This is a genomic window from Halomonas sp. GD1P12 (assembly GCF_025725645.1).
GTDB lineage: Bacteria > Pseudomonadota > Gammaproteobacteria > Pseudomonadales > Halomonadaceae > Vreelandella.
Map to the genome: position 1 here is coordinate 1,382,816 of NZ_CP107007.1, position 19,176 is coordinate 1,401,991.

The window sequence follows — 19,176 nt, forward strand, 5'->3', positions numbered from 1 at the left end:
TGAAGGGTGAACGTGCCCCACGTTGCCAACCGCCGGAGGGATCACCATGGTAGAGACGACCCATCGCGCCGCGCCAGAGAGCTACGCTCGCCCGGCGCAAAAGGAGAAGCAGGGCCGCCTGCGCCAGTGGCTCACGCTATTGCTGTTAGTCTACTTTCTGATCTGCGCGGTATCCATCGTCGGCGACGGCTTCAAGCTCGCCACCGGCGATCACGCCGAGCGCCTGTTCGAGTTCGCCACCAACCCCTTCGTCGGCCTGATGGTCGGTATCGTCGCCACCGCCCTGATCCAGTCGTCCTCGACGGTGACCTCGGTGATCGTTGGCATGGTGGCCGGGGGGCTGCCGGTCGCGGTGGCGGTACCCATGGTCATGGGGGCGAACATCGGCACCACGGTGACCAATACGCTGGTGAGCCTGGGCCACGTCAACGACAAGAACGAGTTTCGCCGCGCCTTTGCCGCCGCCACCGTGCACGACTTCTTCAATCTGCTGGCCGTGGTGATTTTGCTTCCCATCGAGATCCTGTTCCACCCGCTGGAGCGCATGGCCGGCGCCGTGGCCGGCGTTTTCTATGGCGATGCCGATCTTTCGCTGGATAACGTCAATATCGTGGGCCAGCTGACTCAGCCGGTGACGGACACGGCAGATCAGTTGGTGGCGAGTTTGCCGGCGGTGGCCGGTGGTATCGCCTTGATCGTCATCGGCGTGGCGCTGATTTTTCTCTCCATTCGCTACATCGGCAAGCTGTTGAAGACGCTGATGGTTGGGCGCGCCAGGCAAATCATGCTCAGCGCCATCGGCCGCGGGCCGTTCACCGGCGTGGCCTCCGGGGCGCTGGTGACGATGCTGGTGCAGTCGTCCTCCACGACCACCAGCCTGATGGTGCCCATGGCCGGCTCTGGCGCGTTCACGCTGCGCCAGATCTATCCGTTCACCATCGGCAGCAATATCGGCACCACCATGACGGCGCTGCTGGCCGCCACGGCGATTTCCGGCGCCACGGCGCTGTTGGCGCTGGAGATCGCCCTGGTGCATCTGCTTTTCAATCTGTGCGCCGTGCTGATCATCGGCGGACTGCCGTTTCTGCGTCTGCTACCGGTGAAAGGGGCGCAGTGGCTGGGCCGGGTCGCCGCCGAGCGCAAGGCGCTGGCCGCCGGCTGGGTGCTGGGCGTGTTCATCGCGCTGCCGGCCCTGCTGATCGCTGTTACCGTACTGTAAGGAGGGCGCCATGAGTATTGAACAAGGTTCCAGGCCAAGCCTGCACACCACCTCGACCGCCGAACTCAAGGCGATGTTGAACGACTCGGTGGAGATCATCGACGAAATTCGCGCTGAGCTCGACGCCCGAGAAGCCCAGACTCAGGAGCTCGAAAAGATGGACACCCTGATGGTCGAGGCGAGGCCGAAGCTTCAGGAGATTCGCGGCTTCTTCGCGCTGGTGCTCGACGAGCTCAAGGCGCGGCGCGGCCCGAACCGTTAGCGCTGGCTAGTCGAACAGGTCGCCCTGAGCGCGGGGTGGCCTGAAGTCGCGCGTGTTGAGCCCCTGCTCGGCGCGGGGCTGCATGCCCCATTGACGGCTGGCGCGCTTGAAGCGCTGCTCGATCATGTCGACGAACACGCCTTCACCGCGAAAGCGCTTGCCGAACGCCGCCTCGTTGGTCTTGCCGCCCCGGCACTGGCGAATCAGGCTCATCACCTTGTCGGCGCGCTCGGGATAGTGGGCCATCAGCCACGCCTGGAACAGCGGCGCGACTTCGCGGGGCAGGCGTAGAAGCATCCAGCTCGCGGTGCGCGCGCCGGCGCCGCGGGCCGCTTCGATCAGCCGCTCGATTTCGTGGTCGGTCAGCCCCGGTATCACCGGCGAGATCAACACCCCCACCGGCACCCCGGCGGCGCTGAGTTCGCGAATCACCTTCAGCCGTGCCTGGGGCGAAGCCGCTCGCGGCTCCAGGGTGCGCTTCAAGTCGCCGTCCAGGCTCGTCAGACTCACCAGCACCCGCACCAGCCGGTGCTCGGCCATGCGCTTTAGAAGGTCCAAGTCGCGCAGCACGAGACTTCCCTTGGTCACCAGCGTGACCGGGTGGCGGCATTCGAGCAAAAACGCGAGCAGGCTCCGAGTGGTGCGATATGTCGCCTCGATTGGTTGATAACAGTCGGTGTTGCCGGAAAGATTGATCGGCCGGCAAACGTAGCCGGGTTTCGCGAGTTCGTCGCGCAGGTGCTCGAGCATGCCGGTACGCGCGATCAGCCGGGTTTCGAAATCGAGCCCCGGCGACATGTCCCAGTAGGCGTGCGAGGGCCGAGCGAAGCAGTAGATGCAGCCATGCTCGCAGCCGTGGTAAGGATTGAGCGAGCGATCAAAGGAGAGATCCGGTGAGCTGTTCCACGCAAGCGCGCTCTTGCTTGGCTCCTCGCGTACCTCGGTGGCAAGGCTTAAAGGGGCGTGCTCCTGCCACCAGCCGTCGAATTCCTCGACGCTGACACTCGGCGCAAAGCGGTTGTGCGGGTCGAACGTTGCCCCGCGGCCCTTGTGAACGATACTGCCCGGGGGGAGGGCGCGTGAATCCGACATGACGCTATCCGATCGGCAATAGGTTGACTGTATGAATATACACTATATTACCGCTCATGCTAACGACAACCGCTGGCCGTGGTGAACGGCGTGTCACTGAAATCGCGCTAAACGTTCATCCCGCTGTCATCTGGCGTGGCTAATTTAAGTCTCTCTTAATCAATGACTTGGATGAACAGCATGGTCGCTTTCAAACGCTGCGCGCTCGCGCTTGCTTTAGGGTCCGTTTTTGCCACGCCGGCGCTTGCCCAACCACACGGTGCCAAAAACGTCATTCTGATGATCACCGACGGCGCGGGCATCGAAACCTTCCGCGCCGCCAGCTACTACCGCCACGCAGTGCTGGGCCAGGAAGTGTACGACGACTTCGACACTCAGGTCTTCACCGCCACCTACCCGCTGACCACCGCCACCGAGCCGACCATGAGCGACGAAGGCAAGGTCGAGTTCGACCCCGCCGAGCTCTGGAGCGATGAGGCGGCCGAGGGCGTGGGCTTCGAGGGCAAACTGGGCGACTACGACGGCTATTTCGCCGGCTACAACTACGCCCGCGAGAACTTCACCGACAGCGCCGCCGCCGGCACGGCGCTGGCCACCGGCCAGAAGACCTACAACAGCGCCATCAACTGGTCGAACAATGACGAGCGCATGAAGCACATCGGCGAGTACGTGGTCGAAAGCGGTCGGGCGCTGGGCGTGGTGAGCTCGGTGCAGCTGAGCCACGCGACGCCCGCCGCGTTTCTGGGCCACAGCCCCAGCCGCAACGAATACGCAGCACTCGGTGAAGAGATCATCGATTCCGGACTTGCCACCGTGGTGTTCGGCGCCGGCCACCCGTACTTCGACGACGCCGGTAACGCGGTCGACAATCCGGACGAAGACGCCTTTCGCTACGTGGGCGGCGAAGCCACCTGGCAGCGTGTGCTCGACGGCGACACCGATTACCAGTTGATCGAAAGCCGCGACGACTTCGAGGCGCTGGCCAACGGCGAGCTGACCCTCGAGGCGGACAAGGTGCTGGGCGTGGCGCAGAACCACGCCACGCTGCAGTTCAACCGCCCGGGCGTGGAAGCTGGCAACCTGATCGAGAACGTGCCGAACTTGCCGACGCTGACCCGCGGCGCGCTCGAAGTGCTCAAGCAAAACGACGAAGGCTTTTTCCTGATGGTCGAAGGCGGCGCCGTCGACTGGGCCGCGCACGCCAACAACCTGCCGCGCCTGGTCGAGGAGCAGGTCGATTTCAATGAAGCGGTGGAAGCTGCGGTCGAGTGGGTCGAGGCGAACAGCGACTGGGACGAGACGATGATCATCGTTACCACCGACCACGGCAACGGCCTGCTGCAGGGCCCGGATTCGGATCAGAACGCCTACAGCCCGATCGTAAGCCAGGGCGCCGGCGCGCTGCCGCTGGTACGCTGGCACTCGGATAACCACACCCGCGAGCTCGTGCCGCTTTACGCCCAGGGCGCCGGCGCCGAGTACTTCCTCGATGTGGCCCAGCCCGATGAAGGCCTCTCCACCTACGGTGTGGACGAAAACGCCCAGCAGTGGGTGGACAACACCGATGTATTCCGCGCCGCGATGAACGCGCTCGGTATCGACGAGGACAGCGACACGCCGTAACGTCCCTGTGCAGGCATAAAGCCCCCGGTGAGTAATGGCCGGGGGCTTTTTTGTGCGTGTTTTAGAACGCGTGCGATGAACGTATGCTGACGGTTTTGCCGGGAGTCTTCATGCGCGCCTTCTCGATCATCGCGATTCGCCTTCTCGCCGTCTATCTCGTGACCCGCCCGCTCATGGCGCTGGCGTCGTCGCTGCCCGCGGCCTTCGCTACGGCAGAGGCGTTCGAAGACTGGCGACTACTGTTCTCCGCCAGTCTCGTGCTGCCGTGTTTGCTGGGCGTGCTTTTATGGTTCAAGGCGCCCGCGCTTGCGCAAAGGCTTCACCCGAATGAGTCGGCGTCTGACAGCGTGGTAGGGGAGGCGGGGCTCGTGCGTGCGGGCAGCTTTCTCATCGGCGTGTATCTGGTGGTACAGCACCTGAGCAGTCTGCTTTCCCGCTGGCAGTGGGGCGGGGGGCTCGACATCGGCTCGCTCGCCGCGCTCCTGATCGGCCTGGCGCTGATACCGGGGGCCAGCGCCATGGGTAAACTGTTCCATCGATTGCGGGAATTTTAATGGGCTTGGGAACTCGCCATGCGCTCGCGTGTCGATTTGGGTAAGATGGTACCCGCTACATCTTTGGTATAAGAATGATGGGCTTGTAAAGTCACTGTCGTAAAAGGTCACCGCCGTTTGAGCCCGCGGCATCAGGTCACCGACATTGGTTAAAGAGGTCGTTAGTCATATGAGAACTCCCCATGACGTGCTCAACGAGTGGATGCAGGCAATCAACAACGCCGACGTCGAAGCGCTGCTGTCGCTCTACGATGAGAACGCCGTACTGATTCCCACCTTTTCCAACCGTATTTCCAACACCCGCGAGAAGCATCGCGACTATTTCGAGCGCCTGGGCGCGCGCCCGGGTCTGAGCATCACGCTGCACGAAAAGACCCTGATCATTCAGGAAGTCTCCGAAACCGTTGCCGCGCTGACCGGCCTCTACAACTGGCGCTTTGAGGTCGAAGGCGAGCTTCTGAACTTCGAGGCGCGCTTTAGCTACGTCGTTGATCTTTCGAAAGAAGCGCCGATTTTGCACCACCACTCCTCGCAAATTCCGCGTATGCTGTAAGGTTGTCGGCACCCGAAAAACGCCAGGCTATTCGAGCCTGGCGTTTTCATTTTTAAAGGTTTTATTCATGTTCGAGCTTCCCGCTCTTCTTATCATCGACATGCAGCGCGGCATGAGCGACCCCGCTGTAGGGGCTCGCAACAATACGTACGCCGAGGCGAATATTGCGCGCCTGCTCGGCGCGTGGCGTCATGCTCAGGGCCCTGTCGTTCACGTACGCCATATCTCCCGCTCGCCAGATTCCCCTTTCTGGCCGGGACAATGCGGCGTCGAGTTCCAGCCGGCACTGGCGCCGTGGGAAGGCGAGCACGTGGTCGAGAAGAACGTTCCCGATGCTTTTATCCATTCGGGTCTCGAGCGCTGGCTTCGCGTGCGCGATATTCAGCGTCTCGTCGTCGTGGGTGTCAGCACCAGCAACTCGGTGGAGGCCAGCGTGCGAAGCGCGGGTAATCTCGGCTTCGATGTCACGGTCGTTCATGACGCTACCTTCACCTTCGCCAAACGCGATTATGCTGGGGTGGAACGCTCGGCTGACGAGGTTCACGCCATGTCGCTTGCGAATCTGAATGGGGAGTACGCGCGTATCCGCTCGACCGAAGAAATGCTCGATGAGGCGTTAGAAGAATGATTGAACTGGCAATGGCGGGAATCTCCCTGTTTGGTTTGGGTGACTGGACCTGTACCTCGGACAATGTCTACCCGGACGGCATGGAAGAGCACATCGAAAGTCGCGTCACGACACGAAAGGATCTCACCTATGAGGAAACGCTGACGCTCGACTATCGAACGAGCAGCGTTCCGGGAAGCCATTCGCGTCTGCAGGTCTTCATCACCGGGCATAAGGACGTTGTCGGCCACACGTTCATTGCCTACCCCGAAGAGATAGAACTCGTTCCTCGCACGGATGAGCTCAGATTGTTTTCGCCCGAGTTTCTCGAAGCAAGCCGCGCTTTTTATCTCGAGCCTTCGGCGCCGATCGAAGTGGTCTCCCGCGATGAACACGCCATGATTCTGCGCCTCAAGGAGTCCGGCGAAGAAACGACCTGCCAGGCAGTGAGCGCAGGGGCATAGCGTTTTTTCAAGCGTTAGAACAGCCAGCGCCAAAGCGCTGCGCAGACGATACCCACGGCGATGGACGCAAGCGGGCTTTTTAACGCGACCGCCACCAGCCCGGCGGCAAGGGCCGCGACGCGGGTGGCGTGATCGCCGTCGACGATCATCGGCGTCAGGATGGCGATGAGTACCGAGCTCGACATGGCGTCGATAAAAAGGCGCACGTTCGGTCCAAGCGTCAGTCGCGCCATGACGATCAGCCCCAGCACCCGCGAGCCATAGCCGACAAGTACCATGATCGAAATGGCCGCAAGCGACGACCAGACGGTCGGTGTCATCATTCGCTCACCTTCACGCTCTGGTATCGGGCAAGCAGCACTGCGACGCCCCCACCGGTCAGTGCCCCTACCATGACGTGAAGAAAGGGCGGCAGCCACCAGTACGCCAAAAGCGCGCTAGTGCCCGCCGCAAGCCAGGGCAGCACCATGAACGCTCGCGGCCGATTGCCGATCACGATCACCAGCAGAAAGCAGAGCATGATCATATCCAGCCCGAAGCGCTCCGGGTGAGTGATGCCACCGCCGAACACGAGCCCCACGCCGGTTCCCAGCACCCAGGCCGCCCAAAGCGCAATACCGCCGCCCAGCAAAATACCGACATTGCGCTCGCCCTGGTGGTATTTGGAAAGCGCCAGCGCCCAGTTCGAATCCGTCACCAGGAAAATGACCGCAAACCGCTGCCGGCGCGGTAAAGGCGCAAGCCAGGGGTAGAGCGAGGCGCCCATCAGCATGTGCCGAGTGTGAATCGCAAGTGTCGTACCTGCCAGTGCCAGCAGCGGCAGCGGCGCTTGCCAAAGTTCCAGCGCGGCGAATTGCGAGGGGGCGGCGAACACCAGCGCGCTCATCGACATCGCCTGCCATGCGGCCAGGCCATGGTGTGAGGCCGCTACGCCAAAGGCAAGCCCAAAGGCGATAGTGAAACACGCCAGCGGCAGCATCAGGCGGATGCCTTGCCACGTACCGGCGATATCGAGCGTTGTCTCGTTTTGTTGACCCATCATGGATTTACCGGCAATGAGAGAGATTTTTCAGTAAAAAACAAACAGGCCTGCTTGTTTTTATTTTTACATAAGTTTAGATTCGATAATGCATTAGCGCTTCAAAGTTTGAAACTTGCAAACGTTAAATACGTAATAACATAACATTAATAATGATGTTTAATTTGCTCCAGGAAACCTGACCATGAACTTCAAACGCACATCACTCGCGGTGGCCGTTTCTGCATTCGTCCTGCCCGCTTTAAGCGTCACGGCCCAGGCTGAAACGTCTTTCATCGCTAACTCCTTTTACGATCAGCAGCACCCCCATTCACGCTACGGCTATATCGAGTGGGCGGAGATGGTCGAAGAGCTCTCCGGGGGAGAGCTGGCGCCCGAGGTTTATACCGGCACGGTGTTACTGGCCCCTCGCGCCAACCTTCAGGGTATTCAGGACAATATCGTTCAGGTCGCGCACCACGCCGCGATTTATACGCCGTCCGAAATGCCGGTCGCCAACGCCGTGCAGGAGCTTGGTTTCAACTACGCCGATCCGCTGGTGAGCATTCTCGCCGTGACCGACTTCAGCATGAACAACCCCACGCAGCTGGCGGAGTGGGAAGATCTCGGTATCGTCTACCTGGGGGCCTACAGCACGCCGCCCTACGTCATGTTCTGCCGCGAGCCGGTGCGTAATCTCGAGGAGCTGCGCGGCAAGCGCATTCGCACCGCGGGTTCGACCGTATCAAATTGGGTGGAAGAGGCGGGTGGTACGCCGGTCAACGTGCCTTCCAGCGAAATGTACAGCGGTCTCGACCGCGGCTCGCTGGACTGCGCGACCAACGCGGCCAACGACCTGATCGACCGCTCGCTGTGGGAAGTGGCGGAGCACACCACGCTTTTGCCCACTGGCATGTACTGGTCTGGCCCGCAGTGGGGCTTCAACGAAGGTTTCTGGGCCGGCTTGAACGATGAAGAGCGTGATGTCTTCAAACAGGCCACCGCTCAGGCCATGACGCGCATGGTGGTTCAGTTCATCGCTGCCGCGGAGTCCGCCATCGAAGAGGCGAAAGAGCACGGCAACAACGTCTACGAGCCGGAAGACGACCTGATGGCTTCCGTCGAAGCCTTCCGCGAAAAGGCGCTGTCCGGCGTTTACGACAAGGCGCGCGACGAGTACGGCGTGGAAGACCCCGAAGCGCTGATCGATGATTTCCTCGCCACCATTGACAAGTGGCAAACCCTGCTGGAAGGCGTCGATCGCACCGATGAAGAAGCGCTGGCCCAGCTTGCGATGGACGAAATCTACAGCAAGCTCCCGGCGGATTACGGTATTTATTGATTTGACGTAGAGTGGCTTTTTTCAAGCCAGCCAATATCTACAAGATCGATAAGGGACCGTCATGACGAAGCGACAGAATCAGGAAGAGCGTTCACGCAATACCCAGGCACGCGTGATGCAGGCAACGATCGAATGCGTGCTGGCCAAGGGCATACGTGACACTTCGACTGTGGATGTCGCTCGTCAGGCCGGGGTCTCTCGAGGGGCGCTGGTGCATCACTACCCGTCGAAAACGCTGTTGATGCAGTCGGCGCTGGAGGATTTGCTCAACCGCGAGGTCGAAAGCGTTCGCCAACTGACGATCAGCGTGCGCGAGGGCAACTTCGATTTCGACAGCCTCTTGAGAGTACTTCATGAGCACTTCAAGGGGGATCTGTACATGGTGACGCTGGAGTATCTGAGCGCCGCGCGTACCGATCCCGACATCATGAAAGTGCTCATTCCCCTTGCAGCCAGGTTCAACGGTTCGTTGGAAGCCATCTGGGAACAGCTGGTGGCAAGCTCTCGGCATACGTCGCGGCAAAACCGCGTGGCGCTGAACGCCACGCTTTGCATGATGCGCGGTATGGGCGCGCAAAGCATATGGCGCGACGACCCGGAGCTTTACCACGACATGCTGATTTTCTGGAGGGATGCCCTCATCGAGCTTGGCTTTTCATCTTCCCAGGCTATGACAAGAGAAACTGTATGATCGCGCGCATCGTTGAATCCTTGAGTCAATGGGTCGCCAAAAGCGCGCTGGTGCTGGCCGCGCTGTTTCTGATCCTGATGGCGCTTCACGTCACGCTGGACGTAGCGCTTCGCTTTTTCTTCGGCAAGTCCTTCACCGGTACCCTCGAGTTCGTCTCGTTCTATTACATGGTCGCGGTGGTCTTTCTGCCGATTGCCTACGTCGAGCTTCAGCGCGAGCACATCAGCGTCGATGTCGTGGTGGGGCGCCTGCCTGCCCGCGTGCAGCTGGCGTTCTACCTGTTCGCAGGCGCTTTGGGGTTGGTCTATTTCGGCATGCTTTGCTACCAGAGCTACCTGGACGCACTGCGGGCCACCCTGCGCCAGGAAACCGCCATGGCCAACTTCACGTTCTACCTGTGGCCCAGCCGCTGGGCGCTGCCGGCCGGCTTCGCCGCCATGTGCCTGGCCATTCTCGCCAACATGATCAAGGCAGTGCGACTGCGCCAAGCCCTGTAGGAGCAACCCCATGAGTAATATCGAGATAGGCGTGGCAGGTATTGCCATCGCTTTGGCCTTGATCGCCTTGAGGGTGCCCATCGGCATCGCCCTGGGGCTTGTGTCGATCATTGGTATCGGCGAAATGACCAGTATGCGCGTGGCTTGGGGCATGATTTCCGCCACGCCGTTTGACTTCGCCGGTACCTGGGAGCTGACCGCCGCCCCCATGTTTTTGTTCATGGGCTATCTATGCACCACCACGAACATGACCCAGGGGCTTTTTCAGGCGATGCGGCTTTACCTGGCGCGCCTGCCCGGCGGGCTTGCGGTCTCCAGCGTCATGGCCTCGGCGTTTTTCGCCGCCGCCTCCGGTTCGAGTGTGGCCACTTCTGCTGCCATGTCGCGCATCGCCGTGCCGGAAATGCTCAAGCACAACTACGACAAGGGCCTGGCCACCGGCACCGTGGCGGCGTCGGGTACGCTTGGTTCGCTCATTCCGCCCAGCGTACTGCTGGTGCTCTACGGGGTGTACGCTCAGGTCTCAGTAGGCCAGCTGTTCATGGCGGGCTTTCTACCCGGCGTGCTGTCGGCGCTTCTCTACATCGCGATGATCATGGTGCGTACCAAGCTCAACCCGAGCCTGGCCGGGGATGCCAACGTGCGCTCGAGCTGGTCTGAAAAGTGGGAGGCGTTCAAGAACATCTGGCCGCTGCCGCTTCTGATCGCGCTGGTGCTCGGCGGTATCTTCACCGGCATCTTCTCGCCGACGGAAGCCGGCGCCGTGGGTACCACCATCGCAGCGGTCATTGCGCTGGCACGGCGCACGCTCACCGTTGCCGCCGTGCGCGAGGCGGTGACGCAAACGGCGGTGAGCACCGCCAGTATCTTCATCATTCTGATCGGCTCGCTCTTTTTCACCCGTTTTCTGGCGATGAGCGGCGTGCCCTCGGCGTTTTCCGAGCTGATTCTTGGCGTGAGCACCGAGACCTGGTGGATCATTCTGGCCGTCGCCCTGATTTATCTGATTCTGGGCATGTTCATCGACTCGATCGGTCTTCTGCTTTTGACCCTGCCACTGATTCTGCCGCTGGTGGAAGGGGCGGATCTCAATCTGGTCTGGTTCGGCATCATCGTCGTCAAGCTTTTGGAGGTCGGGCTGGTCACACCGCCGATCGGTCTCAACGTCTACGTCATCAAGGGGTCGCTGGGTAATAGCGTCAGCCTGAGCGAAGTCTTCAAGGGCGTGAGCTGGTTCATCGTCATGGACATCGTTGCGCTGCTGCTCATCGTGCTGATCCCCGCGCTGTCTCTTTATCTTCCGCAGAAAATGTTTTGACGCCTTCACTTCAAGGAACTTCCATGTCTACGATTCGTTTCATCAACGCTAACGTCATCGATTCCCGCGCCGGCAAAGTGCTGAAAAACCACGAGGTGCGTATCAAGGATGGCCGTATCGACGCGGTCAGCGCCTCACCGCTCGAAGGCAGCGACGACCAAATAATCGATGCCAAGGGCCACTACCTGATGCCGGGGCTCGTGGATTCCCACGTCCACGTCACCGCGATTACGCCGAACTTCGCGCTGCTGGGAACGCTGTCGCCGTTCTACGTTGGCGCCAAGTCGTCCGAGCTTCTGGAAGCCATGCTGATGCGCGGCTTCACCACCGTGCGCGACGCCGGCGGCGCGGATTACGGTTTGGCCAAGGCGGTGGACGAAGGTGCTTTGGCCGGGCCGCGGATCATGTACGCCGGGCGCGCGCTCTCCCAAACCGGCGGCCACGGCGACATGCGCGGGCCGGGCCAGCAAACGTTCGAAGGCTGCTTTTGCTGCGCCGGCCTTGGCCGCGTGTGCGACGGCGTAAGCGAAGTGCGCCAGGCCGCCCGCGACGAGATCCGCAAGGGCGCCACGCAGATCAAGATCATGGCCTCGGGCGGTGTGGCTTCACCCACCGACCGTATCGACAGCACCCAGTTCTCGCTGGAAGAGATCGATGCCATCGTCGAGGAAGCGACGGCCGCCAATATTCACACCATGGCCCACGCTTACACCGCTCGCGCCATCAACCGGCTGATTCCGCGCGGTGTGAAAACCATCGAGCACGGCAACCTGATGGACGAAGAGAGCTGCCGCCTGTTCATCGAGCACGACGCCTACCTGACGCCGACGCTGAGCACCTACGACGCGCTGGCGCGCGAAGGGGTCGAGGCGGGCATGGCCGAAGAGCTGCAGCGCAAGGTGTTCGAAGTGCTCGAGGCCGGCGGCAAGGCGCTGAAAATGGCCCAGGAGCACGGTGTGAAGATGCTTTACGGCTCCGACCTGCTTGGCCGCATGCAGGTCCATCAGCTCAACGAGTTCCACCTGCGCAAGGACGTGGTGCCCGCCGACGAGCTGATCCGCGGTGCGACCAGTCACGCCGCGGATGCCTACGGCTGCGTGGGCGATTTCGGCGAGATCATTCCCGGCGCCCGCGGCGATGTCATCCTTCTCAAGAACAACCCGCTCGAAGACATCACCGTTCTGACCAAGCCCGATGAACAGCTCATGCTGATCATGAAAGGCGGCGTGGCGTACAAGAATACGCTCTAACCCCGCCAAGGGATTTAAAAAGCCGCCGACGCGATTTCGCGTCGGCGGCTTTTTTATGTGTATCGGGCGACAATCCCCACGTGCTGATCGTCTATATACCTTCTTGCAGCGGGCAGGGCGCTGTGCCATAACATCAGACATCGCTAAACGTGACGCGCTGCCCGGGGCGCCGGTTAGCCATCACCCCACGACCTACAACAACAGCCATCAGGGGATTACTGTCATGCCAACGTTTCGCTACCGGCGCCTGGCGCTGAGTATACTCGTCGCCGCCAACGCCTTACCGCTCTCGGCGCTGGCCGCCAGCACGTTCGATGACTCCTTCAACGAGACCGTCTTTTTCGGCGATAGCCTGACCGACAGCGGCTACTACCGCGCCACCATCGGGCAGCTGCTGCCCATCCCGCCCGACCAGCTCGACCTCGTCGGCCGCTTTACCGATAACCCGGGGCCGGTGTGGGCTGAACACGTCGCCGCGCGCTACGACAGCAACGCCGCTCCCGCCAATGCCGGGGGCAATAACTACGCCGCCGGCGGGGCGCGGGTAGCCGCTTCTTCGAGCAGCCTGTTCGGCGCCGCGCCTTCGGTGAGCGATCAACTGACAAGCTACCTGGCTTCGACCGGCGGCGTCGCCGACGGGGATGCGCTCTACGCCGTATGGGGCGGGGCGAACGATCTCTTTACCGTAAGCAGCGGGGCGGACGCCGCAAGCGTCATTGGCAATACGGCCGTAGCCACCGCCGGGCTCATCTCTACGCTGCAAGGCGCTGGCGCCCGCCACGTGCTGCTTTTTAACGTGCCCGACCTTGGCCTGACGCCGCGCTTCAACGGCGACCCGGCTACCCGCGCCGGTGCCACCGCGCTTGCCCGGCAATACAACGAGACACTTTATACCGCCGTGGCGGCAAGCGACGCGGAGGTGATCCCGGTCGATACCTTCGCACTTCTGCAGGAGGTCGCTGCCGCGCCCGGCGCCTACGGGTTTACCAACGTCGTTGATCCCGCCTGCACCCTGCCGCTGCCGCTTTGTAACCAGGCGACGCTGGTCGCGCCGAATGCCGGCGAACGTTACCTGTTCGCCGACGAGATCCACCCCTCGAGTGCCACCCACCGCATCATCGGCGAAGCCGTGGTATCGCTGATCGAGGCGCCGCAGCTGCAGCAGCTGGTGACCCACTCGGCGGTGCTGGGTGGGCGAACCCGCGCCAACCGGGTCGCCGAGCACCTGAACGCCATACCGCTTGATAACGGCGTGCGCTGGTGGGGTGATCTTCGCGCCGAGCGCCAGCAGCCGGGTTCGAGCGATTTGTATGATGCCAATACGCCGTCGGGGCTTCTTGGCGTGGACTGGTACCAGGACGGCGTCGTGCTGGGCGGGTTCGCCGGCTACGGCGATCAGGACGCCGACTTTGGCGGCGGTCGCGGAAGTTTTCAGCAACAGGCGTCGACGCTTGGACTGTTCACCGGCTGGTACACCGACAGCGCCTGGGCCAACGCTCAGCTGAGCTACAGCTGGCTCGATGTCGATACCGACCGCGACGTTCAGCTGGGCAGCGCCACTCGGCGCCACAGCGGGTCCACGCAGGGTAACAACCTGACGGCGGCAGTGAACGCCGGCGTCGATGTAAGCGCCTTCTCCGTTGCCGGAAGCGATATCAAAACCGGCCCCATCGCCGGGCTGACCTGGCAGCGCGTCGAGCTCGACGGGTTCGATGAAACCGAACGCTCCTCGACGGCGCTTGCGTACCCCGACCGGGACGTCGATTCGCTCATCGGGCGGCTTGGCTGGCAGGTTCGGCGCGACGGGGCGACGTTCAACCCCTACCTGCAGGTGAGCTACAGCCGCGAATTCGAAACGAGCGACGCTGGCCGCGCCACGCTGCAAACCCTGCCACAGCTGGGCGATTACCGCGCGCCCCGGCTCGATCTTGACCGCGATTACGTCGAACTCGATGTGGGGGCTCGCGCAACGCTTGGCGGTTTCGACGCTCAGATTGGCGCCAACGTCGATGTCGAAGACGCTGACAGCAGCGCGCTATTCTTGAGTTTGGGTAAGCGATTCTAATTCGGCAGGTTCTCGCGCTCAGTGTATTCAAGCGCCACGGCTACACCCCGCAGTACGGTTTAATCATCGCACGTCGGGGTGTAGCCATTGGTACGCGGCAAAGTGAACCTACCGCTCATACCTTGATATCGATACTGACCGCGGCCGTAGCAGTATTGGCGGTTGAAGTCGGCAGCAGTTGGCCCAGGGTCGAGTAGAGCGCGTGAGATTCGGCCCTGGCAAGCGAATGGTCGACCTTCTCCATCTCTTCTTCGGCTTGTTTGAGCTCGCGGCGCGCTTCTTTTTCTTCCTTATTCAGGGAAAACTTCAGCTCGCTGGCCGCCTCCTGAAACGCTTTTTTGGCATCGGTCAAAATCGAGCGCAGCGCGTGTTCGCTTGCGCTAATGGTTGGGGGGCGTTCGGTGCCTGGTAACGCGAAAGAGAGGGCCTGCGCCAACACATCCAACGGTGCGAGCGTATCCTTTGGCTCCTGCTCCTGCTCCTACTCCTGCGCTTCCAGTTGCTCGCTGTCGCTTGCGGGCTCCTCGGCGGTAGCCGCCTCGGCGCTTTCGAGCGTCGCGTTGGCGGCCTCGACACCGCGTTCGGCGCTGCTGGCCTCGCTTTGCGCGTTCGCGTTGAGCGGCGCCGATACGCCGGCGTGACCGCCTTGGGCCGCGTTGACCGTGGGCGTCATGGTGGGGCCTGCGCTCGCGCCACCGCCACCGCCGCTTAGCTGACGCGCCGCCGCACCCAGCTCCCGGGCAATGGATTTGAGTTCGCTGGCCATCGCCTTGAGCTGCTCTGGCGAGGCAAAGCGCATCATCGCTTTCAGCGACTCCAGCCGCTGCTTCAAAAAGCCCACCTTTTGCGACGCATTCTGCATCGCCGATCCCCTGGGGCTTGGCAGCGACGCCAGCGCTTCGAATGCTTCTTTCTGTTTCTTGAGCCGTTTAGTCTGAGGGTCGTCCGTGCTGGGGGCGGCAACCGACAAGGGGTGGCCTGTTACCCGCGCCGCGCTCGGCCCAGAGGAGGGCTCACGGCGAGTATTGACCATCATCAGGTTGGAAAATCCGATCTTCATGGCCGATCCCTCATTTTTATTAATAGAATCTATCGACTATTCCGATGTTAACTTTAGTAAGATCAGAGCTAATCGTTTTTCCCACTGTCAGGGAGCTGGAAAGATATGGCTTACGTTAACCCCGTTATTCTTGCTGCGCACAGTGTAAAACTTGAGCCACTAGCGCACGACCACGAAGCGGGCCTGCGCGCCGCAGCCGCCGATGGCGAGTTGTGGAATTTACGTGTCACACCGGTGCCTTCACCTGATGAAACACGCGCCTTTATTGAAACCGCCTTGAAAGACCGTGAGGCGGGCCACCGTTTTGCGTTTGCCGTTATCGATGAGGCCAGCGGTACCGTGCTGGGTACTACGAGCTATCACGACATTTTGCCTGAGGTAAAACGGGTGGAAATCGGCCACACCTGGTATGCCAAACGCGCGCAACGTACCCATATCAATACCACCTGTAAGCTGCTGCTGTTGACACATGCGTTCGATACGTTGGGTTGTAACGTGGTGGGCTGGCGCACCGACAACTTCAACTACGCAAGCCAACGTGCCATTGAGCGGTTGGGCGCGAAAAAGGACGGTGTGATACGCGGGCATAAGCTGCGTCGCGATGGCACCATTCGTGACACGGTGATGTATAGCCTGCGCAGTGGAGAGTGGCCAGAAGTGCGCGCGCATCTCAACTACTTATTGAGCCAGCCTCGCAGCTAATCAATAGCGCTCTGGCTCTAATACACACATGGCAATAGGACGCTGGTCAAAGCCCCTCCAATCAAATGTGCTACAGCCAAAGCGAGAAGGCACACGAATTTTGGATAGAAAGGCAAAATTTTCTTTGCTAGCAATAGGATCAATGAGCTAAATTTGACTTGGTCGGCTAGATAACCTCAATGAAGCGCCAGCACGTTCATTAAGGTTATGCAGTCGGGTATATAGTCATTGTTATGCCTAAAAGGAGTTGCCGAGTTTGAGTGAGAAAAACAACCACTATAAAGAGCTTATGAGCAGAATGAAGTCTGCCCATGAAAAAGGGTTTTATCTCGAAGCATGTTGGTTTGCATATACAGTTCTAGAAGACCGGCTTCTATCTGCTCTTAAGCAGTCGGGTGGCACTACTTATGCTAACCATCGCCCAATTCGAATGCTAGGTAAAAAAATGCAGGAAATTCGGCAGCGAAAGCCGAATGACCCGCTACTGGCTGCTTACTTCAACGACCCTCTTATGGATCGTATCCATCAATGGAAAGAAGATCGCAACGATTTAACTCACGCAATGGCTGATGGCACTAAGTCAATCGCAGAAATAGATAAATCGGCTTATCTGCTCAGTACATCTGGGGCAAAACTAGTCAATGAAGTATGTTCAGCGGCAAGACGGCTAAAGAAAAATCGTGAAAAGGTATAATAAACCACACAAATTCGTTCCGGCTGCAAAAGGCGCAGCCTCCACCGGACTCGCTAGCGCTCGCCGTTTAGCGGGGCGTTATGTGTCGTTTTTATTCATCAGTAATAATTAAACTCTGTTGTTTGATATTTTATAGGAAAAGTTTGTGTCATTAATGAGAATGAATCATGTCCGAAGCGAAATCAAAAAGCTCGCAGACGTGATTAAAAAATTGATTAAAAATTACGACGTTGATTTTATGGAGTATGATGAAAGTTGCCTCAGTGTTGAAAGTTCATTTGTAGATAGAAAAAATGCTGCACAAGCGAATCAAGATTATGACCTTCTATATGAAATTAATAAAGAAGAGAGAGAGTTTACAGATCTTCAGAAAAACCTGAAATCTCTTGGACAGTTCCAAAATGAACTTATGCTCGTAAAACATGTTGCACTAATGGAAAGCATGATTGTGAATTTGTTTTGGTGCTTAACTAAAATGCTTCAGCACTCAAATTATGAGAAGGAATACTTTTCCGAGGAGGTGAATTTCTCAGATAGTTTCAAGGCTGCTAGCAAAATTAATGAATTGACAAAAGGAGTGATGAACTTAAAGAAGTATAAATTCTGGTGCCTGTATGAAACCTTAAAGACAATACGGAATGTGGTTGCTCATGGTGATCCACTCTTTGTAATCACTTATAGAAGGGTTGAAAAATTCAATAGTAAAATCAATCTTATTCAATTGAGCTCTGAAAAGAATGAATGCGTACATACTAAGAATATGTGTCCAAGCAAGCTTCACCCTACGTATGATAGCAAATCTAAATGGTACTGTTGCTTAAAAAGTGATTTGCATGGGCTAGTTCAGTTGAATGAGATGTGTCTTGAGTTTGTTGAAGATGTCAGGAGTTCATATATTAGCTATGGTAAAAGCAATGGTATGTCTACTCATGAAATCTATGGCTGCCTTCCCGTAAACTCACAACGACGATAGTCACACCTCAAAAAAGCAATCAAGCGGCATAAATAAGCTTGGCCTGTTTCGCTGTACTCACAATTATAGCCAAGCTTATTTTTCCGCTTATTGCGGCGTTATAAATGGAGATTAAATTATGAAGGTAATATCACTCTTTAACCACAAGGGCGGAGTTAGTAAGACAACTACAGCATTCAATCTCGGATGGATGCTGGGAGAGCTAGGACACAAAACTCTTGTGGTAGACGCAGACCCACAATGCAACCTTACCGCATTAGTGCTAGACTATAATTCAGTCGACGATATTGAGGACTACTATTCAAAGAACCCGGGATGTGACCTTTCGACGGGACTTCAACCGGTAATGTCTGGCAGATTGACTGGTCTTGTTGCGGGAAGTCCTGCAAGAACTGAAAACCCCAATCTATATATTTATTGCGGAAATTTGGCTCTCTCGGAGATCGAAACGCAAGTTAGTGTTGCTTTAACTACCAGCACTGCAATACCCGCGATTAAGAACTTGCCCGGAAGCATTGGAGAATTGCTTAGAATAACCGGTAAAGAGCATGAATTTGACTACATAATAATAGATATGAGCCCAAGTGTTGGTGCTTTGAATGAATGTTTACTGATGTCAAGCGACTATTTTATTGTTCCAACGTCTCCTGATTTTTTCTGTGCTCAAGCTATCAAGTCACTTTCGAACGTGGTTCCCCGATGGAACGCTGATGTTGCTCCGTTCAGAGACGCGACAGTTGACTATCGGTTGCCAGAAAATCCACCAAAGTTTATTGGTTTTATTTCTCAAAGATATAGGCCACGTAGTGGCGCACCAGCAAAATCTTTTCAGCGATGGATTGATGTTATTAAGGAAACCGTTTCAACCAAACTTATTCCATCACTTCACCCAATAGGAATGACGATATCTGAGAAAGACTTTAACAAATACTCGAAGACTGGAGAGCCGTTTAATCTTGCTAATATTGCAGACTTTAATTCGCTGATTGCGCAGTCTCAAAAATTTAATGTTCCAATATTTGCATTAACTGATGACCAACTTGAGCAGGGTGGTGTGATACTTGACAATATGAAAGAAAGTAGAGAGAACTTTAAATTAGTGTTTCGACAAATGGCCGAAGAAATTCATGAAATGACAGAGAATCTATAACCAAGCCAATTACGGCGACGGCTACTGCATTGCGGCTTCGCC

Annotated in this window: 22 protein-coding genes; 17 read left to right on the forward strand and 5 right to left on the reverse strand. The window is 58.3% G+C overall.

All coding sequences use genetic code 11. The features are described 5' to 3' along the window. The first annotated feature begins 46 nt into the window (after positions 1 to 46). Together OCT39_RS06430 and OCT39_RS06435 are read left to right on the forward strand one after the other, a co-directional pair. The gene (locus tag OCT39_RS06430; RefSeq protein WP_263586835.1) at positions 47 to 1,219 is read left to right on the forward strand and encodes a Na/Pi symporter; all 1,173 of its coding nucleotides are present in this window, start codon (positions 47 to 49) and stop codon (positions 1,217 to 1,219) included. A gap of 10 nt (positions 1,220 to 1,229) precedes the next feature. After that, positions 1,230 to 1,481, forward strand: a complete 252-nt coding sequence (locus OCT39_RS06435; RefSeq protein ID WP_263586836.1) for a hypothetical protein — start codon at positions 1,230 to 1,232, stop codon at positions 1,479 to 1,481. Between the two features lie 6 nt (positions 1,482 to 1,487). On the opposite strand, the gene OCT39_RS06440 is transcribed toward OCT39_RS06435, so the two are convergent. Next, positions 1,488 to 2,573, reverse strand: coding sequence for a PA0069 family radical SAM protein (locus OCT39_RS06440; protein WP_263586837.1), 1,086 nt, complete (start codon positions 2,571 to 2,573; stop codon positions 1,488 to 1,490). Positions 2,574 to 2,753: 180 nt separating this feature from the next. On the opposite strand from OCT39_RS06440, the gene OCT39_RS06445 reads away from it, so the two are divergent. From OCT39_RS06445 to OCT39_RS06465, 5 genes are all read left to right on the forward strand, one after another. Then, positions 2,754 to 4,196 (forward strand): alkaline phosphatase, encoded by a 1,443-nt coding sequence (locus OCT39_RS06445; protein WP_263586838.1) that lies wholly within the window; start codon positions 2,754 to 2,756, stop codon positions 4,194 to 4,196. 110 nt (positions 4,197 to 4,306) lie between these two features. After that, entirely contained in the window at positions 4,307 to 4,750 is a 444-nt protein-coding gene (locus OCT39_RS06450; RefSeq protein WP_263586839.1) for a hypothetical protein, read from the forward strand. A gap of 169 nt (positions 4,751 to 4,919) precedes the next feature. Beyond that, positions 4,920 to 5,303, forward strand: coding sequence for a nuclear transport factor 2 family protein (locus tag OCT39_RS06455; RefSeq protein ID WP_263586840.1), 384 nt, complete (start codon positions 4,920 to 4,922; stop codon positions 5,301 to 5,303). Between the two features lie 67 nt (positions 5,304 to 5,370). Further along, positions 5,371 to 5,931: a cysteine hydrolase family protein gene (locus OCT39_RS06460; RefSeq protein WP_263586841.1), complete on the forward strand. Its 561-nt coding sequence runs from the start codon at positions 5,371 to 5,373 to the stop codon at positions 5,929 to 5,931. Continuing rightward, a complete protein-coding gene (locus OCT39_RS06465) occupies positions 5,928 to 6,374 on the forward strand; it encodes a hypothetical protein (protein ID WP_263586842.1) in 447 nt (148 codons plus the stop codon). The genes OCT39_RS06460 and OCT39_RS06465 overlap by 4 nt, the downstream gene beginning before the upstream one ends. A 14-nt stretch (positions 6,375 to 6,388) precedes the next feature. Here the strand turns inward: OCT39_RS06465 and OCT39_RS06470 are convergent, their stop codons facing one another. Together OCT39_RS06470 and OCT39_RS06475 are read right to left on the reverse strand one after the other, a co-directional pair. Next, positions 6,389 to 6,697: an AzlD domain-containing protein gene (locus OCT39_RS06470; protein ID WP_263586843.1), complete on the reverse strand. Its 309-nt coding sequence runs from the start codon at positions 6,695 to 6,697 to the stop codon at positions 6,389 to 6,391. Beyond that, on the reverse strand, positions 6,694 to 7,416 hold the full coding sequence (locus tag OCT39_RS06475; protein WP_263586844.1) for an AzlC family ABC transporter permease: 723 nt from the start codon (positions 7,414 to 7,416) through the stop codon (positions 6,694 to 6,696). The genes OCT39_RS06470 and OCT39_RS06475 overlap by 4 nt, the downstream gene beginning before the upstream one ends. A 181-nt stretch (positions 7,417 to 7,597) precedes the next feature. Here OCT39_RS06475 and OCT39_RS06480 point away from each other — a divergent pair, with 181 nt between their 5' ends. The 6 genes from OCT39_RS06480 to OCT39_RS06505 all read left to right on the forward strand — a co-directional run bounded on the left by OCT39_RS06480 (position 7,598) and on the right by OCT39_RS06505 (position 14,555). Beyond that, positions 7,598 to 8,734, forward strand: coding sequence for a C4-dicarboxylate TRAP transporter substrate-binding protein (locus OCT39_RS06480; RefSeq protein ID WP_263586845.1), 1,137 nt, complete (start codon positions 7,598 to 7,600; stop codon positions 8,732 to 8,734). A 61-nt stretch (positions 8,735 to 8,795) separates the two neighbouring features. Continuing rightward, positions 8,796 to 9,425: a TetR/AcrR family transcriptional regulator gene (locus OCT39_RS06485; RefSeq protein WP_263586846.1), complete on the forward strand. Its 630-nt coding sequence runs from the start codon at positions 8,796 to 8,798 to the stop codon at positions 9,423 to 9,425. Next, positions 9,422 to 9,922, forward strand: a complete 501-nt coding sequence (locus tag OCT39_RS06490) for a TRAP transporter small permease subunit (protein ID WP_263586847.1) — start codon at positions 9,422 to 9,424, stop codon at positions 9,920 to 9,922. The genes OCT39_RS06485 and OCT39_RS06490 overlap by 4 nt, the downstream gene beginning before the upstream one ends. A 10-nt stretch (positions 9,923 to 9,932) precedes the next feature. Beyond that, complete coding sequence (locus OCT39_RS06495; RefSeq protein ID WP_263586848.1) at positions 9,933 to 11,240, forward strand: TRAP transporter large permease; 1,308 nt, start codon at positions 9,933 to 9,935, stop codon at positions 11,238 to 11,240. A 23-nt stretch (positions 11,241 to 11,263) separates the two neighbouring features. After that, a complete protein-coding gene (locus OCT39_RS06500) occupies positions 11,264 to 12,490 on the forward strand; it encodes a metal-dependent hydrolase family protein (protein ID WP_263586849.1) in 1,227 nt (408 codons plus the stop codon). A gap of 223 nt (positions 12,491 to 12,713) precedes the next feature. Continuing rightward, on the forward strand, positions 12,714 to 14,555 hold the full coding sequence (locus tag OCT39_RS06505) for an autotransporter domain-containing protein (RefSeq protein ID WP_263586850.1): 1,842 nt from the start codon (positions 12,714 to 12,716) through the stop codon (positions 14,553 to 14,555). Positions 14,556 to 14,670: 115 nt separating this feature from the next. Here OCT39_RS06505 and OCT39_RS06510 read toward each other — a convergent pair whose 3' ends face one another. Both OCT39_RS06510 and OCT39_RS06515 read right to left on the reverse strand, forming a co-directional pair. Beyond that, entirely contained in the window at positions 14,671 to 15,000 is a 330-nt protein-coding gene (locus OCT39_RS06510) for a hypothetical protein (protein WP_263586851.1), read from the reverse strand. 36 nt (positions 15,001 to 15,036) lie between these two features. Further along, complete coding sequence (locus OCT39_RS06515; protein ID WP_263586852.1) at positions 15,037 to 15,615, reverse strand: hypothetical protein; 579 nt, start codon at positions 15,613 to 15,615, stop codon at positions 15,037 to 15,039. Positions 15,616 to 15,720: 105 nt separating this feature from the next. On the opposite strand from OCT39_RS06515, the gene OCT39_RS06520 reads away from it, so the two are divergent. The 4 genes from OCT39_RS06520 to OCT39_RS06535 all read left to right on the forward strand — a co-directional run bounded on the left by OCT39_RS06520 (position 15,721) and on the right by OCT39_RS06535 (position 19,134). Then, positions 15,721 to 16,317 carry a GNAT family N-acetyltransferase gene (locus OCT39_RS06520; RefSeq protein ID WP_263586853.1) on the forward strand — a complete coding sequence of 199 codons (597 nt, stop codon included), beginning with the start codon at positions 15,721 to 15,723 and terminating at the stop codon, positions 16,315 to 16,317. A gap of 256 nt (positions 16,318 to 16,573) precedes the next feature. Beyond that, the gene (locus OCT39_RS06525) at positions 16,574 to 17,011 is read left to right on the forward strand and encodes a hypothetical protein (protein WP_263586854.1); all 438 of its coding nucleotides are present in this window, start codon (positions 16,574 to 16,576) and stop codon (positions 17,009 to 17,011) included. 145 nt (positions 17,012 to 17,156) lie between these two features. After that, positions 17,157 to 17,984 (forward strand): hypothetical protein, encoded by an 828-nt coding sequence (locus OCT39_RS06530; protein WP_263586855.1) that lies wholly within the window; start codon positions 17,157 to 17,159, stop codon positions 17,982 to 17,984. Between the two features lie 118 nt (positions 17,985 to 18,102). After that, positions 18,103 to 19,134 carry a ParA family protein gene (locus OCT39_RS06535; protein ID WP_263586856.1) on the forward strand — a complete coding sequence of 344 codons (1,032 nt, stop codon included), beginning with the start codon at positions 18,103 to 18,105 and terminating at the stop codon, positions 19,132 to 19,134. Positions 19,135 to 19,176 lie beyond the last annotated feature (42 nt).